Source organism: Chitinophaga costaii (assembly GCF_900094705.1).
Taxonomy (GTDB): domain Bacteria; phylum Bacteroidota; class Bacteroidia; order Chitinophagales; family Chitinophagaceae; genus Chitinophaga; species Chitinophaga costaii.
The window spans coordinates 72059-86819 of the sequence record NZ_FMAR01000010.1 but is presented as its reverse complement, the minus strand read 5'-3'; the positions used below and the strand labels follow the sequence as shown (position 1 = coordinate 86819).

14 protein-coding genes are annotated in these 14761 nt (G+C 43.3%); 6 read left to right on the top strand and 8 right to left on the bottom strand.

Going from position 1 to position 14761, the window contains the following annotated elements; translation table 11 throughout:
* Window positions 1–167: 167 nt before the first annotated feature.
* The 8 genes from GA0116948_RS14215 to GA0116948_RS14170 form a co-directional block, all read right to left on the bottom strand.
* Window positions 168–455 carry a hypothetical protein gene (locus tag GA0116948_RS14215; protein ID WP_123891822.1) on the bottom strand — a complete coding sequence of 96 codons (288 nt, stop codon included), beginning with the start codon at window positions 453–455 and terminating at the stop codon, window positions 168–170.
* A 403-nt stretch (window positions 456–858) separates the two neighbouring features.
* Entirely contained in the window at window positions 859–1170 is a 312-nt protein-coding gene (locus tag GA0116948_RS14210) for a J domain-containing protein (protein ID WP_089713394.1), read from the bottom strand.
* Between the two features lies 1 nt (window position 1171).
* Window positions 1172–1414, bottom strand: coding sequence for a hypothetical protein (locus tag GA0116948_RS14205; protein WP_123891823.1), 243 nt, complete (start codon window positions 1412–1414; stop codon window positions 1172–1174).
* Between the two features lie 87 nt (window positions 1415–1501).
* A complete protein-coding gene (locus tag GA0116948_RS14200) occupies window positions 1502–2176 on the bottom strand; it encodes a hypothetical protein (RefSeq protein ID WP_123891824.1) in 675 nt (224 codons plus the stop codon).
* A 495-nt stretch (window positions 2177–2671) separates the two neighbouring features.
* Window positions 2672–2863 (bottom strand): hypothetical protein, encoded by a 192-nt coding sequence (locus GA0116948_RS14195; RefSeq protein WP_089713388.1) that lies wholly within the window; start codon window positions 2861–2863, stop codon window positions 2672–2674.
* A gap of 144 nt (window positions 2864–3007) precedes the next feature.
* Window positions 3008–3466, bottom strand: coding sequence for a hypothetical protein (locus tag GA0116948_RS14190; protein ID WP_089713385.1), 459 nt, complete (start codon window positions 3464–3466; stop codon window positions 3008–3010).
* Window positions 3467–3555: 89 nt separating this feature from the next.
* A complete protein-coding gene (locus GA0116948_RS14185; RefSeq protein WP_249260574.1) occupies window positions 3556–4746 on the bottom strand; it encodes a DUF932 domain-containing protein in 1191 nt (396 codons plus the stop codon).
* Between the two features lie 1363 nt (window positions 4747–6109).
* Window positions 6110–6544, bottom strand: coding sequence for a hypothetical protein (locus GA0116948_RS14170; RefSeq protein ID WP_089713379.1), 435 nt, complete (start codon window positions 6542–6544; stop codon window positions 6110–6112).
* 633 nt (window positions 6545–7177) lie between these two features.
* Here GA0116948_RS14170 and GA0116948_RS14165 point away from each other — a divergent pair.
* The 6 genes from GA0116948_RS14165 (at window position 7178) to GA0116948_RS14140 (ending at window position 14761) form a co-directional block, all read left to right on the top strand.
* On the top strand, window positions 7178–7657 hold the full coding sequence (locus GA0116948_RS14165) for a hypothetical protein (RefSeq protein ID WP_089713378.1): 480 nt from the start codon (window positions 7178–7180) through the stop codon (window positions 7655–7657).
* 1703 nt (window positions 7658–9360) lie between these two features.
* Window positions 9361–10575 carry a hypothetical protein gene (locus GA0116948_RS14160; protein ID WP_089713376.1) on the top strand — a complete coding sequence of 405 codons (1215 nt, stop codon included), beginning with the start codon at window positions 9361–9363 and terminating at the stop codon, window positions 10573–10575.
* Between the two features lie 470 nt (window positions 10576–11045).
* Window positions 11046–11315 carry a hypothetical protein gene (locus GA0116948_RS21085; RefSeq protein ID WP_123891825.1) on the top strand — a complete coding sequence of 90 codons (270 nt, stop codon included), beginning with the start codon at window positions 11046–11048 and terminating at the stop codon, window positions 11313–11315.
* Between the two features lie 181 nt (window positions 11316–11496).
* Window positions 11497–11853 (top strand): DUF4134 domain-containing protein, encoded by a 357-nt coding sequence (locus tag GA0116948_RS14150; RefSeq protein ID WP_262487154.1) that lies wholly within the window; start codon window positions 11497–11499, stop codon window positions 11851–11853.
* 16 nt (window positions 11854–11869) lie between these two features.
* Complete coding sequence (locus tag GA0116948_RS14145; protein WP_089713372.1) at window positions 11870–12196, top strand: DUF4133 domain-containing protein; 327 nt, start codon at window positions 11870–11872, stop codon at window positions 12194–12196.
* 18 nt (window positions 12197–12214) lie between these two features.
* Window positions 12215–14761: a TraG family conjugative transposon ATPase gene (locus GA0116948_RS14140; protein WP_089713370.1), complete on the top strand. Its 2547-nt coding sequence runs from the start codon at window positions 12215–12217 to the stop codon at window positions 14759–14761.

Genomic DNA, 14761 nt, shown 5'->3' with positions numbered 1-14761 from the left:
TTTGTTGCAGCAAAATCCCATTAACAGATGAACGGCATAGATGGTATAAAGGCGCTGTTATGGAGAAAAGAAAATCCTGGCCAACTCACCGTGATGGTGTGGCGGCGAGTGCCGTTGTTATTTAAGGTGGTATGATCGTATCTGCTTTCGGCTTTAGAAAGCGGGTATTATTGATGAAATAGTAGGGCTACGGCTAGTTTAAAATCGGCGTTGCGGCACTGGGGGCTTTTAGCATAGCTGTTTACGGCATGGATGGCATAATAGACGTTAATGCGGCGAAACAGAATACGGAAGCGTTGGCGTGGGAACCACTTTCGCCAGCGGCGCGTTGGGTGTAACACTTCGCGTACTTCAAAAACGACATAGAACCATATCTGCCAGGACACCAGGGCGTACGGGTATCGTGCGCGCAATTCTTGTGCATAGCCAATGTGTGCTATGGCGAGTTGCGCCATGTGTTCTAGGCATTTTTTTTTCTCCTGTGGGAAAAGTTGAAACAGTAGCCGCGCTCTGCGGGTGTTTCCTTGCTGGTGGAGTGGTTTCATAATACCTACATTTATGTATGATGGTTATAATGGGCATTTCCCCGCTGGATCAATAGTATAGGGGGCATTGCTATCGGAATGATGGTGTTGCAGGACAATAAAGGGCTATCTGTACCAGGGTTTCGTGGCTGGTTTGCAGATATGCTTCGCACGAAATCAGCGGTTTGCGGACTTGGCGAAGCGTTTCGTTGATTGCTTCATGCAAATATTCGCAGGTGCAATTCCGGCATAGTTGTAGGAGCGGGTGCATGTGTGTTATTTTTTATAGTGTATAAAGAGCGATACCGGAGTTAACGGTATCGCCTAGAAATGATTAGGCCGATAAAAGCGTATAGGCGGCAATAATTTTTTTACTGCGTTCCTCTGCTTCTTCTAACCGGTGTGAATTGCGGTCTGGATGCCATTCGGTGATGCACTTTCTAAATGCTTTTTTAATGGCTGCCTGCGTGGCTCCTGGCTGAATTCCTAATATAGTATAGGGTGCTTGGGAAGGCTCCCCTTTAAACACGTCAGCGGCTTGTTCGGCCCCCATGCGATCCTTAAAGCGATCACGCCATGCTTTGGGGCTGCCATATCCATGGCTGGTGTCATAGGTTTTATAACCTTCTAAAAATCCTTTTTTCATATCATTCTATTATTATGGTAGGTTCAAAAGGACGTTCAAAACATGGTAGGCTCAATGCCTGTAAATGTTTGCATGTCCGGTGCGCTTTCCAGCCAGGACAACTACATCCCCAATGCTTTTTAACCTTGTGCTGGGAGATGGTATACAGGCGGTTGGAACTGGCGCTTTCCACGTTAAAGCGGAATTGCCATTGATCGTTGTCGGGAAGGGCAAGGGCTTTGGTAATACGAATGGTAGGAAGCATATCTTTTATTTTACGTGATAGGAAGGCCATGGCCGCCATGATCCTACTGGGGAATGGCAGCGATGGCCGGTAGTGGTGGAAACTGAATTAGGCCGTCAATTTTTGCGTTGTCTGGATCGCGTTCGTTGCATTAGCTGCCTCTTTTTTTCGTAAGCGTTCTGCCATAGCTGTTAGTTCTCCTATACGTGCCTGTACTTTTTCGTACCGCTCGATGGCCTGTTCTTCATTGGCGGTATGCAGGGCTTGGAACTCCACACCTAGTTGGCTGGCCATATTTTGCAATAGGTACGCATCAATACTCCGTGCCTGGTAGCTGGTGGCTTGTGCCACTGTCCCCAGGCGAATCATTAGCCCGAACTGTTCTTCGGTCAGCCCTTGCAAGGCTGTTTCTAGCCATTGTTGATCGGTTTGCTCATCATTGCGGGGGAGAAAAAAGTTAGCCTCCACCATCTCGCGGTCACCGAAGGATAACCAACGATAAACCAGCCAACGTACATATAGCTGATCGGCGGGTAGCGGGGGGCATAATGCGGCTTCGGTATTCACCATCTCGCGGTATTGCTGGTGAATTTGCACCGCTAGTTTTTCTGCATCCAAGTCTTGGTGACGAGCTTCACGAGCTTCTATGCGGCTTATCTCCGCTTCAATCATAGCTGCACTAACCGTTTTATTTTTAATGGCCTCTTTGAGGGCAGCGGCTGTTTGCTTGGCCTGCTCTGTGGTACGGTTATTACGGCATAGTGTATAGCGTACCAAGGACATGGAGGTGTCCTTTATGCGTACTGCTATCGGGGTGGCGGGGTCATCGACCAATGCTTGGTAATCCTTCAGTTCTTCCTGGTAGTTCGCCAAGGCCTGTTCGTATATGGCTTCTTCGTACTGCGCTTCTCCGCTGTCCTCATCGAACGTATATTCTTCTTTATTGGGTTCTTCGGGTGGGCTACGATGTGTATTTCGTAAGGGCTGAACTGTACAAGCTTTTCGATACCCATCACCGAGCAGAATACCTCTTTTTTATCATTGGGTAACGCGTGGTAGGAAATGACCGTATCGGTTACCTGCTCTTTTGTGAGTGCTTTCAGGTCGTTGGCAAACTGGTTTAGCGGAACGAGTGCGATTGTTTTTTTTGTTCTCGGTAAGCATACTATATTATTTAAGTGGTGAGTGTTAAAAAGGATGGTTTATTAGATGTATAGAGGGGGCAATGTTATAGGCTGTTTCATTGATGGGGCCATTTTTCACGTACCTGCCGGGGTGTTAATCGTTTTCTTCCTCTCCCACCGATTTGAGTTGCCAGCCTACGAGCTGGGCAAATGCCACTGGTTCTGTTGGTTCGTTGAACGCTATGATTAGGCGATTGTCGAAGGGTTCATACCTTAACGCATATCCTACGAATGGCAAAACGATCGGTATTTCTGTATCTACATATATTTTCCATTCCTCTACCATTTTTAATAGTAGCGGCTCGATCTCTAGGTCTTGGTAATAGAACAGGTATAATGCTCTGATAAGTGCTTCAACGGTGGTGTTGTTATCTGATACTGCGAAATCTCCATCCAGGGAGGCTATTTTTAGGGTATAGGCTTCTGTTAGCTATATTTCGTTTTGGTAGGTTTCTATGGGGTAATGGGTAAATGTTTGTAGTTGTTGCATAATATGTGCTTGTTGCGCGGCCTGCCAATCTTCTCCCAACTGCCGGGTAATGTTTGCCATGATCTGTTGCGGGCCATCTAGTAGCAGCGGTTCTGTGGTGGCATCTGGGATGGATAGGGGCATAAAATCGAGGAAGTAGTTTTTTTTCCAATAGTTTTCTATCTCGGTGACATAGCAACGGGCCAATTGATCGGCCAGTTGCAGTGCGTAGGCTGGGGAATAGATATCGTTGCCAATAGTAAATTGGGTATTGATAAAATTTTCCGGTTTTTGGTAGTTCAGTAAGATTTTTTGCGTTATCTGGAACATGGTATAAATGAAGCGTGCCATAGGGTAATAGCGGCCAAAGGCTTCTGTTAAAAATAGGGCATCCTGTGGGGTGGGTATATCCTGTTTCATATACTAACATTTTTTGTTTACTACAGATGAATTTTTGTGATGATAAACAACCCGCCCCCTTGGCTGCGGGGGCGGGTTGTTGGAAGTGGTTAATTTTGAAATATGCCGGCACCGTGTAATGCATACGCTTCACACAGTTGGAATGCGGTTTGCGCTTTGCGCTGCGCAGTTCCTCCGTAAAGGATGGAATCAATTTTTTGATCTTGCGTTTTATAATCGACTACATTTTGAAAGTAGCCGGTTACGGCGTTGTAGGCTCCGAATAGATTGCCCTGGGTGGTTATCATCTGCTGCGTGGGGCTGCTCATGGCGTATTCGTAGGCTTTGTTGACTTGGTTTTTAAAGTTGGTGCTAAGGGTTTCCCTTTCACCGGCTTTTAGCTGGGTAAGTACTTCCTTGCTAGGGCATAATGCATGTTCAATCAGTTGACGTACGTGGGCATCAGATATACGTACATTTGCGAAGGCGTTTAGTTGTTGTTCAATGGCTGGGCTAAAGGTATTCACCATCCCCATTACGCGATGTGCTTCGTTTAGTTTGTCTTTAGCGTTTTTAGTATGCCGTATTTTGACTACGTTGGAACAATTTTTTAGAGCTGCATTCAAGGTGTTATTGCATACGATGCGCACGGGCGTAAACGCTACTGTAATACTGCCGGTACCATCGTGCGAAGTAGTTAGGAACAAGTATTTTTCTATGATGTCCACTCCACCCACTTTAATATAAGATGGTAGTTTTGCGGTAATAAAAATGCGTTCTCCGTTGCCGAGCGCTCCGGCCGTTTCATAATAGATGCTGTCTTTTCCGGCAATGCTATCGAAGAAATCAAAGGCCTCTAAATTTTGCATTACCGTATAATCAGGGCCTACGTGAGCGCCTAACACCTGGTTAGTATCTTCTCTGTAGGTAAAAAAGGATTGATTAGAAAAGATGTCTGGTTGTCCCGGCACTCGGTGAATATTAGGTAATATAGCTACTGGGTAATTTAATTGTGCTTGTCTGCAAACGTCCTCGCTACGTTCGTAGCGGTCGGGAATCTGGCCTTTGAGGTGCCAAGCTTTTTCTCCTTTAGAATAAAAAGCATGTTGGCGGGTCATTGCGTTGTAGTTAATATTGTCTGCCATAATATAGCCGGTTGTTGCGCTGGCGGTGCAGCGTTTTTTAATGAATGATGTGTTAAAAAATATAAGGTGTGACCATTGGGAGAGTGCAGTATTTAGCGGCGATCCTCTGATAGCCGGTAGTGGCTGTTTACGTGTAGATAATTTTTGCGTGTTCATACTTCGTTTATTAATCTGCGTTATAAATACACCGGCAAGGCTTCGCCTTTTCCTTATCGCCTGGACCCACCATGCCTTTGAAAAAAATATTTTTTCTCCGACTGACTATAAAACCTTCGCACGACGGAGCTTTTGAGAGGGCAAGGGATTTTTGAAAAATTTTTTCTCGCCGCAGGACGAGAAAAAATTTTTCAAAAAAGCGTAGCGGCCCTTGAACTCTCAAAACCCGTCGTATTTTTGTTTTATTAGTTAGCCGGAAAAAAATAGACAGATAGACTGGACTTGCCGAATGGCAAGGCTGCCTTCGGACCGAAGGCCCATCTGTGAGCAGCAATACAACACCACAGCGCAGGGAGCAGTTAAGAAGCACCGTAAGGAAAGGGGCATACTGAGTACAGGAATGTTTTTCATCATCCTTCCTTTTTCTTATCATAGGTGTAATCGATGCAGCGGTGGCATTATTTATTGGAAAGGATGGTATGGTCGGGTATTTTTGGAAGGAACGGGTGTTGCTGGGGTTTATGATTTCCTACTGCAACATGCTAGTGAAGCAATTAGTGACCCGTCATTAAACGTCGTCATGGGTTAACGGTATTAGTACCCGCTTACTTACGTTACAAAACCTTTGTTCGCGCCGCTTCATCGGTGACCGACTCGATGAACGGAGCGTCGCAAGGCTGTTCCATCAAGGACCGGTGGCAGACGACTCCCCCCAAAAAAAGTATGTCATACGATCGAGTGAGTTACGTGCATTGTTTGAGATACAGGAAATATTACCTCTTAATATGGATAGAAGAGCAACCCTCTATTGCTATTCCAGCAGGTGTCCATTTTAATAGTGGGATTACTTTAATTGTTTTCTATAACGTAAGAAGAGTCTTATTCAGCTCTTTGAAGGAAGCCGGCGAGCAGGTGATTAGCCTAAAGGGTGTTTCCAGGACATACATTTAGTTGTCACTGGGTCACTTGTGGTCATGCTATAAGAGGCTATATACCTGGAGAGATAGTCAGTGATGAAGCACGGGTAAGCATTTTTCTAGGGTAAATACCTGTATTTCCTAAATTAGACCTGGGGAGCGTGCATCTGTTTACTGGTATCTATTACGCTGTTTTCTAGTCAGTTGATTGGGGCAAATCGTACTTGTATCTACTGCGGGTAGTGAAGAAAGTGTATTAGATGGACGGTAAAATCGGCTCCAGGTTTGTGTGCTGACGGCTGGTTGCAGTGAAGGTTTGTAACTTAGGATATCCGTCAATACTGCCGGGCAGAATATAGTATTTTTTTCATTTTTTATGTAACAACCACTGTTTTTTAGCAGTGGTTTTTTCTATGGTACTAGGCCGTTAGTTTTAGGCTAGTAGTTCAATTGGTACCAGGTGGTAGATGGGTCAATACTTGTGTAGGGGGAACACTGGTATCTATGTCAAGCTGTATCCACTGTCGGATATTGTAGTACAGAAAAGTCAAGATATTGGCTTTGGCAGCCAGGGTACCATAGGCCTGTCTGTTCAAGGTAAAGTCCGCGCCCATGGGCTTTTTTTTGGGTAAGAAACGCTGAAGGTTTTCATCAGCGGGCACGCGTAGGATAACGGGGTTGGTGAGGGTAAGAAAAGCGTGGATTTTCTGTTGAGATTCACGGTCCCCGGCGGTACAGATCAATTGTATTTCAGAAAATACATTACGGGCAGCTTCCAAGCTGTTAAATAAACTGGGCTTGTGGTGGTCGGTGGATAAGATGACATACTCGTCATCGAGTATAACAAACACAATAGCATAGGTGTAATCCTGCTGCATCATGGGTAGAAGGTGTTGGTATAGCAGCGAACATACTTCGTTTTGGTGGATGATGGGTTATTGGGTTTAGCGGATTGCATGGGCTGGGTAGTCTTCGCTGGGTGTCGAATGCGGAAATTGGCTAGATCGCTGCTCTCCGTTAGCGGGGATGTACTGTTATAAAAGAGGGAATTGGGCAATGGATAATCGACTGATATTATTTTAACCATGTATTTGGTTTTTTCAACTCTATATAGTTAGAAAAGGATGATTTGAGGGTTTATAAGTACCATATGGTTATATGCAGTGTGGCAGTAGTCTATATAAAAGAGGGGTTTGGAACCCAAGCGCATGATATACAACTTTTCCTCCAGGTGTATGAGCGGATATGGAGGTAATAGAATTTTTTTTAAAAAAAAGGTGTTTAGCGTGTTACCTTAATAAAGTTGGATTGTATAGTAGGTATTGAATGATTGCTCCATGCGATGCTGGAGCTACTACTTGTTTGAATGGAAGGATATAAAACAGCCGCGATGCTTGTTGGCGGTATTGCACCATCTACTCTGTTGGTGTAAGGGTACTGTATGTGTATTTCCATTTATTTTTTGATGTTAGGAATGGTTGCTAGTCTTTGTGGCAGCATAATTTTTTTTATGCATGGAAAATTATAAAAAAGAACCTCTTCCCGGACGGTTGTTCCGAGAGGAGGTTATGGATCTATTGAATTTTACGGGTTTGGAGCGTGAGCAGGGTATGCATATTGCGGATAGGGTATTGTGTTATATAGGAATGCGGGATCATCCATGCCTTTATCATGAGGCTATGGTGGGTAAGATAAGTCGAGTGGTGTGGGTCAATGATGCTAATATCACTTCGTATCAGCCGGGTGATGATCCTTTTGTGTTGGAGTTTAAATATTGTTTTTTGCATATTCCTTATATCGAGTTACATCTGGATAGTCGGCAAATGTCGCTTGAACAAGCGGCGTTGCTGATCCGGGTGATAAAAGAGAAAGACATTGTAGGCTTATTACTTAGCTTGCCTACCCAACCGCAGCATACCCTTACGGCTACAGCCGGTTTGATGGGTCGAGTTGTAGATGACCGTAGGGGTTATGTGGTGCGGGTGTATTATTGATGGATGATGTTATTGGGTGCCCCTGGTACGCATTTAAGTGGTAGAAAAGTAAGCCTCCAAAATGGATATTTGTTTTTACAAAGCATCGCTTTTATGGTGACTGAGTGGATTTTCCATGCCAAAGAGCGGAAGTGTTTTTTATATAGCGTGTGAAAGCGAATGGATGTAACCTATTTTAATGAGATTATGATGATGAAGTGCGTGCAGCAATACAGGTGATGTATATATATTGTAAGCTACGATCTAGTTTATTTAATGGTTGAATGGTTCAAACTGTTTTAAATGTTTTTAAAAATTGTGTCAATTATTTATTTAGGATAAACCCTTATATAAGTATCTACTTAATTGGGATCATTGTTGGTCAAAGCAGCATGCACTAAAAAATAGTGGATGCACAATTAGAAAGACACCATCCAGTCTATTTCATGGGCGAATGGCTCTAAATGTTTGATGAATTACAAAGATTCACTTTGTATTCTTTTAAGTATTAGAGTACCTACTAAGTATCTACTTTATAGGGATTTTTAGTTTAAGCAGCAATCACTGAAGAGTAATGATAGGTGTTGTTTATTAAATGTTTGAAAGGATCACTTAGATTATTTCAAGGATTAAAAACTTTAATACTGGAGAAAAATCCTAGTAGGGTTATTTATATGTGGGAGATATATTTGATTCAAAGACACATGCACCTGAAAAACAGTGGATGTACTTTATAGTTTTATTCACCGGCCGGCAGAATAACCGGCTGAATGACTGGACGTGGAATATTCCTCTATTAAAAAATTAGTGCAGAGTACAAAACCTCCTGTGAGTTTCTATTTAATAGCTTTTTTATTGTGAAGTAGCGTACGCTGAAAAGCAGTATATGTAGATATATGTTAGGTGCCAGTTAATTATTTGAATGGTTGGACGACTTGAAGGATTTGCTGCTAGAAAGGAGGTCATCATTTTGTTACAGATATTTTTTGATATAAGGTATGAAACCTAGTTACGTGGGTTTGTTTTTAAATGATTACCCCACGAGCCGTTGATAGGTTTTAAGAGAGGCTAGATAGCGGATCATCGTGGGGTTATTTTGAAAGAGAGTGGGTGTATGTAGGCAGGCAGAAGGGCGTTTATGCTATGTTTAACGCGAAAACGTGTTTAAACGATTTTTAATAATTTATCATATAGAAAGAGGTCGATCACAGATAAGTTTCTACTTATTTGTGTCTTTATTTTTTGTCAATCATATAATGTGTTTATGTATCGGTCGCGAATTTGAGTAGATGCAAATGGCTTATTGTAAAAGAGTGCCCCTTTAGGGGCAGCATGATGAATGTTTAAAATGGATGTACAAAAAAGTATCCTTCGCTACATTGTCCTGACAAGGCGAGGATACGAAGGCTCGTCGTTTACTCGGCGGGCCTTTCTTGTGTTGTCCATTTTAGCGAAAAATAGACATAATAGTACCTATAGCAATCCTTATTATAAAAAGGATCGTTTGTATTGATTTTGGTCAAAATAACAACCCATTAACAAAAAAAGTATTTCCCTATACCATTGTAGGTGTGCATGTTGCATTTAATTTGCTGACTAACTTTAGTTTAATTATCCCGTACTTTTTGACCAAAGCATCGTTGGTCCGGATTAATATTATCCGTTAATGTGATTTAATGCTGTACCCTGCATCTATAGTCCATTGTTAATTTAAAACCCATAGTATGTTACACCAAGCGCCATCCTTTGAGTCGTTAGACCTATTTATTCGTGATCTTATCAGCACCAAAATTACCTCGCAAACCTACGATGCGTCAGACATTCAGCGTTGGTCGATGTGGTTACTCATTCAAAAAGACCAGGTAATGTCTCAAATTCAAAAAGAGGTTATTAAGCGGGAGAAACCCAAGAAAATTGGATTATTTATTCAGGGCCGTCAAACGTATTTTTCTAATTTAATCAACCGTGTGGTTGCTTATGAAATAAACTATGAGGAGCAGATGCCTGCTTTTGCAAAACGTTTTTATGGAGAGCTGGAAGATGTATTGTTATCGTTGCTAGTGTACCTTCAACGACAATATTCAGCTTATTTTGATGTCACTCAATATTTGCCCGTCAATGAGGTGCGCGCTGTGCAGGTAGATATCAAAAAGCGTATAGAGCTATTGCGTAAGCGGCTTACAACCCCCCAAACGGAATTGCGGTTACTCACAATAGCGCTAGAGCCTTACGAACGGTGGTTAGCGCCCGATAGTGCACAAGATCCTGTTATTTCACGCATTACGTATCAGCAATTACTGTATGGAAGTGAGTTTTTGGATGACATTGCCAGCATCCAGGATGATCAGGATATCAACTGTCACCTACGCACTAAAATGGTATTTTTTAATTTCAATAGCCAGTCATTTCTTGATTATTGTTATACCACTATTCAACAGGAGCTGGAAGCCATTGAAAGCTTGGACAGGAAACTGGAAAAAATTGCAGAACTGGAAAAAATTTTTGCTCAACTTGAAACGAAGCCCCATCGTTTTTTTACGTTGAATGCGAAGGCTACCGATAAGTTTTTGCTAAATCTCGTGGTGCAGGAACGGTTGTATATTGAAAATATCAGAAAAATTTATGTAGACATATCCATGCCGGTGAGTGGTGGCTATCCGTACAGTAAAGAAAAGGAGCTATTGGAAAAGGCTCCCAGCACCCTCACCTTAGGTGTCCTGGCAGCGATGAGCAAAGCGTTTTATTTGGCGGGCATCACACCATTTAAGACGCAGGATGCTGCTATCAAATTTTGGAACCGGCATTTTGGTACTAAGTTTAAAGATACTGTCACCGAAAAATCGTTTGAAACGAAGTTTTACTCGATTGATGCCACCACGAAAACTGCGCTAATTGACTTGTGGCATACCTTGATCAGTGTGACGCGTAACAAAGTATAGGCCCTGGCGTCCTACTACTGGGGTGTTTGCAAGCCATCTTTCTTCTGGAAGATGGTTTTTTTTCGGTGGCCAGGGGTACGTTCGCGACTAGTACAGTTAAATTTCAATGATAATATGTTGATTGTCAATAGTGTTGTATCGTGTTGGTACAACTGTCCCCAAGGAAACAGGTCAATGGGGAGTGCATCTTTGTGGAGCAATAACAAGCGGATATTTTAAAAAGCTGGATTGCAAAAATACTAACAAAAGAAGCAACTATGCTCCATCAAATTACTTGGGTTCAATTCATCGGCATATATGTTCTGTGTTACATTATCCTACTGCTGGTTGTTTTTGGAAGGAAGCTGCCAGTTTTATTCAAGGAAAAGCCGGGCGCAGTGCCGGACAAGCAGCCTCGGCGAATTTGGACGCCGAGTGTATCGAAGGAACCTGTAGATGCAGTGGAGGCACCTTCCTCTAAAAAGATCCCTATGGCACCATTAGCGGTAGCAATGACAGAAAATGAAATGTATGATTCGACCTCATTACTCATGGATGAGTTAGACGATCTTTTCAATGCCTGTTTCCAGGAAGAGTGGGATCAGCATCACCTACTGCAACAGTTGCATCGGAAATTGCAGAGTTATTTAGCCTTGCAATCCACCAAAATGTATGGCAGTGTCAACGCCTATATTCAACACCAATCTTATGCTATCTGTGCGGTGGAACTGACCGCGCAAGAGGTGGCCAACCTGTGGTAGCCACCCTTCTCCCTTTTAATTTCATTCACAGATGTATCCAGCGTTCTTTGGACCACGTGGTCCTACTTAGCGAAGCTATGGCACGCGATTAATCCCCAACGATCTTCTTTCACTTCATCTATGGCACTTAATGACAACGGGGCGGGTCATGTGGTGAGGTGGTTATTTTAAAAGCAACAGTGTGATACAAAAAATCTTTCCTTCCGTCCTTCGTCCTATCGTACGCCTTTGGCGTGTCGGGTATATAGCCGTTTTCTTGTTGATATTACAAATACGTGTACAGGCACAGACTACAGGAGATCAGGGGGCCAACGGTATTACGGCCGCTACAAAAGCGGTGACTAGTTATTTTAATGTGGGTATTACCTTGATGTATGCCATTGGTGCTGTACTTGGTATTATCGGAGCGGTAAAAGTATATCAGAAGTGGAATGCGGGAGATCAAGATACCAACAAGGTAGCGGCTTCGTGGTTTGGCTCTTGCGTTTTTTTAGTGGTGGTAGCTACTATTTTGAAATCCTTTTTTAATATCGCTTAACGATCGAAATATTAGCATGTCCAGCGTATATCAGGTTAATAAGGGAATCAATGCTGCCTTTGAGTTTAAAGGGCTAAAATCTCAGTACATCGTATATCTGGGATTAGGACTTGTGATCCTGCTAGTCTCCTTTGCCATCTTATTTATGATGCAGGTATCGTTAATAATTGTAGTTCCCTCCATTGGTATTCTTGGTGGGGGCATGGTCTCTAAGATTTATAAAATGTCTAATACCTACGGGGCCCACGGGTTGACCAAGCGGCGAGCCTACCGTCAGGTGCCGGTAGTCATTATTTGTCGGAAGCGTGTCAGCAAGATTCTTGAAACGACGCAACGTTCTTAACTGTTTAATTTTATAGACATGATACCAGTACTCTTGCTATTAGTGGTGGTGGCGGCGGCTTTTTTGTTGAATCATCGGATAGCAAACGAAAACAGTCGTTCGTTGGAACAGCATCTTCCGCTGTGGAAGGTTGAGCATGATTGTATCATCAGTAAACAGGGGGATGTGACGATTGGTTATGAAGTTCATCTTCCGGAAATTTTCACGTTGAGTAGCGATGATTTTGAAGCCTTACACCAGGTATGGGTAAAGGCGTTCAAGGTGTTGCCTGCACATACGATAGTACACAAGCAGGACTTTTATAACAAAGATGCGTATGCGGCGAACTTTGAGCAAGATCAAAGTTTTCTGGCGCGGCAGTCGGAGCTTTTCTTCCATGAGCGTCCTTTTTTGCAGCATAGCTGTTACTTATATATCACCAAAAAGCCAGCAGGTCGCAAGCCGTCTAATTTGGTCATCAACAATTTACTTCGTTCCCGGTTGACTCCTTCTGTTCAGGGGGGTGCTGCTACTATGCAGGCGTTATTGGATGCGGTGGGGCAGTTTGAAAAGATCTTATTGGATGGGGGTGCGGTTCGGTTAACCCGCTTATCGGAGAAGGACCTAATAGGTGATGAAGCGTATCCAGGTGTAATTGAAAAATATCTTTTTGCCAGTGATCTGCATGAACCGCTTTCGGTGAAAGATATTCAGTTTCATCCAGAGTTTAAGATTGGTGACCGGTATTGCCAGATGTTTACTTTGGGGGATGTGGAGGTGATGCCCCCGCTTTGTGGGCCCCGGATCAACTATGACCGGTATAGTACGGATAAAACCAAGTTTTCCATCAGCTTTGCAGCGCCGGTTAATTTATTGTTGAATTGCAATCACGTGTACAATCAATACATTATGATTGGTGATGCGCAAAAGACGCTGAAAGAAATGGAGTCGCGCAAGCTGCGGTTGCAATCGCTTTCCGGTTATTCGCGCAAGAATGCGATGAGCCGGGATGCTACGAATGATTTTTTAAATGAGGCAATTGGTGATCAACGCATGCCCATCAAAGCGCATTTTAATGTACTGTACTGGACGGAGCAACGAAGTGAGCTCAAAGACCTGCGTAACCTGGTCAGTTCGGGTCTTGCGCAGATGGATGCTACGCCGCGTGAAGAGTCTAAAGCGGCGGCGCAGCTTTTTTGGGCTGGTATCCCTGGCAATGCGGCGGACTTCCCGGTATCGGATACTTTTGATACGTTCCTGGAGCAAGCGTGTTGCTTTTTGAATGTGGAAACTAACTACCGGACCTCCCTCAGTGCCACAGGCTTTCGTTTGGGTGACCGGATCACCGGATATCCATTGCATGTAGATATTTCTGATGAAATGGTGAAGCGGGGGTATTGCCAGAACCGCAATAAGTTTCTGCTGGCGGGGTCAGGATCGGGCAAATCATTCTTCTGCTGCCACCTTTTACGCAGCTATTATGAATTAGGTACGCATATCGTGGTGGTGGATGTAGGTCATAGTTACCGGGGACTGTGTACGATGCTCCAGGGGTATTATTTTACCTATGAAGAGGCCAACCCGATTACGTTCAATCCGTTTTATATTGGCCAGGGCGAGACGCTGGACACAGAAAAAAAAGAGTCGATAAAAACCTTGCTGTTGGCGCTGTGGAAAAAGGACAATGAAACGTACCGGCGCAGTGAGTATGTGGCGCTTTCCAACTCGTTGACCTTGTACTTTGAATATCTGGAACTGCATCCGAATATCTTTCCCTGTTTTAACAGTTTTTATGAGTATCTGCGTGATGAGTATCTAGATGTGCTAGTGGCCAATAAAGTGCAGGAGAAAGATTTTGATGCATCGAATTTTATGTACGTCTTACGTCCTTATTATCAGGGTGGTGAGTTTGATTACCTGCTCAACGCGACCTCTAACCTTGACCTGTTGCAAAAGCGGTTCATTGTTTTTGAGTTAGACAATATCAAGGATCATCCTATCCTGTTTCCGGTGGTGACACTCATTATCATGGAAACATTCATTAGTAAGATGCGTAAGCTGAAAGGCATTCGAAAAATGATCCTCATTGAAGAGGCATGGAAGGCCATAGCCAAGGAAGGCATGGCCGAGTACATAAAATATCTTTTTAAAACTGTTCGCAAGTTCTTTGGAGAGGCTATCGTAGTGACGCAGGAGGTGGAAGATATTATTAGCAGTCCCATTATCAAGCAGGCTATTATCAACAACTCCGACGTGAAGATTTTACTAGATCAAAGTAAGTATCAGAATAAGTTTGGTTTGATCCAAGAGATGCTCGGATTAACGGATAAGCAGAAAACCGAAATATTGAGTCTGAATAAAAGCAATGAGCCGGGAAGAAAATACAAGGAAGTATGGTTTGGCTTTGGGGGATTTTTATCCAAGGTATACCGGGTGGAAGTATCTAAGGCGGAATACTATGCTTATACAACCGAGGAGTCAGAAAAAGTGTTGGTTCAGCAATATACGGATCGATATGGAGGTGATATTCAACGAGGCATTGCGGCACTGGTAGCTGATTTGGAACACGAACAAAAACGTATGTAA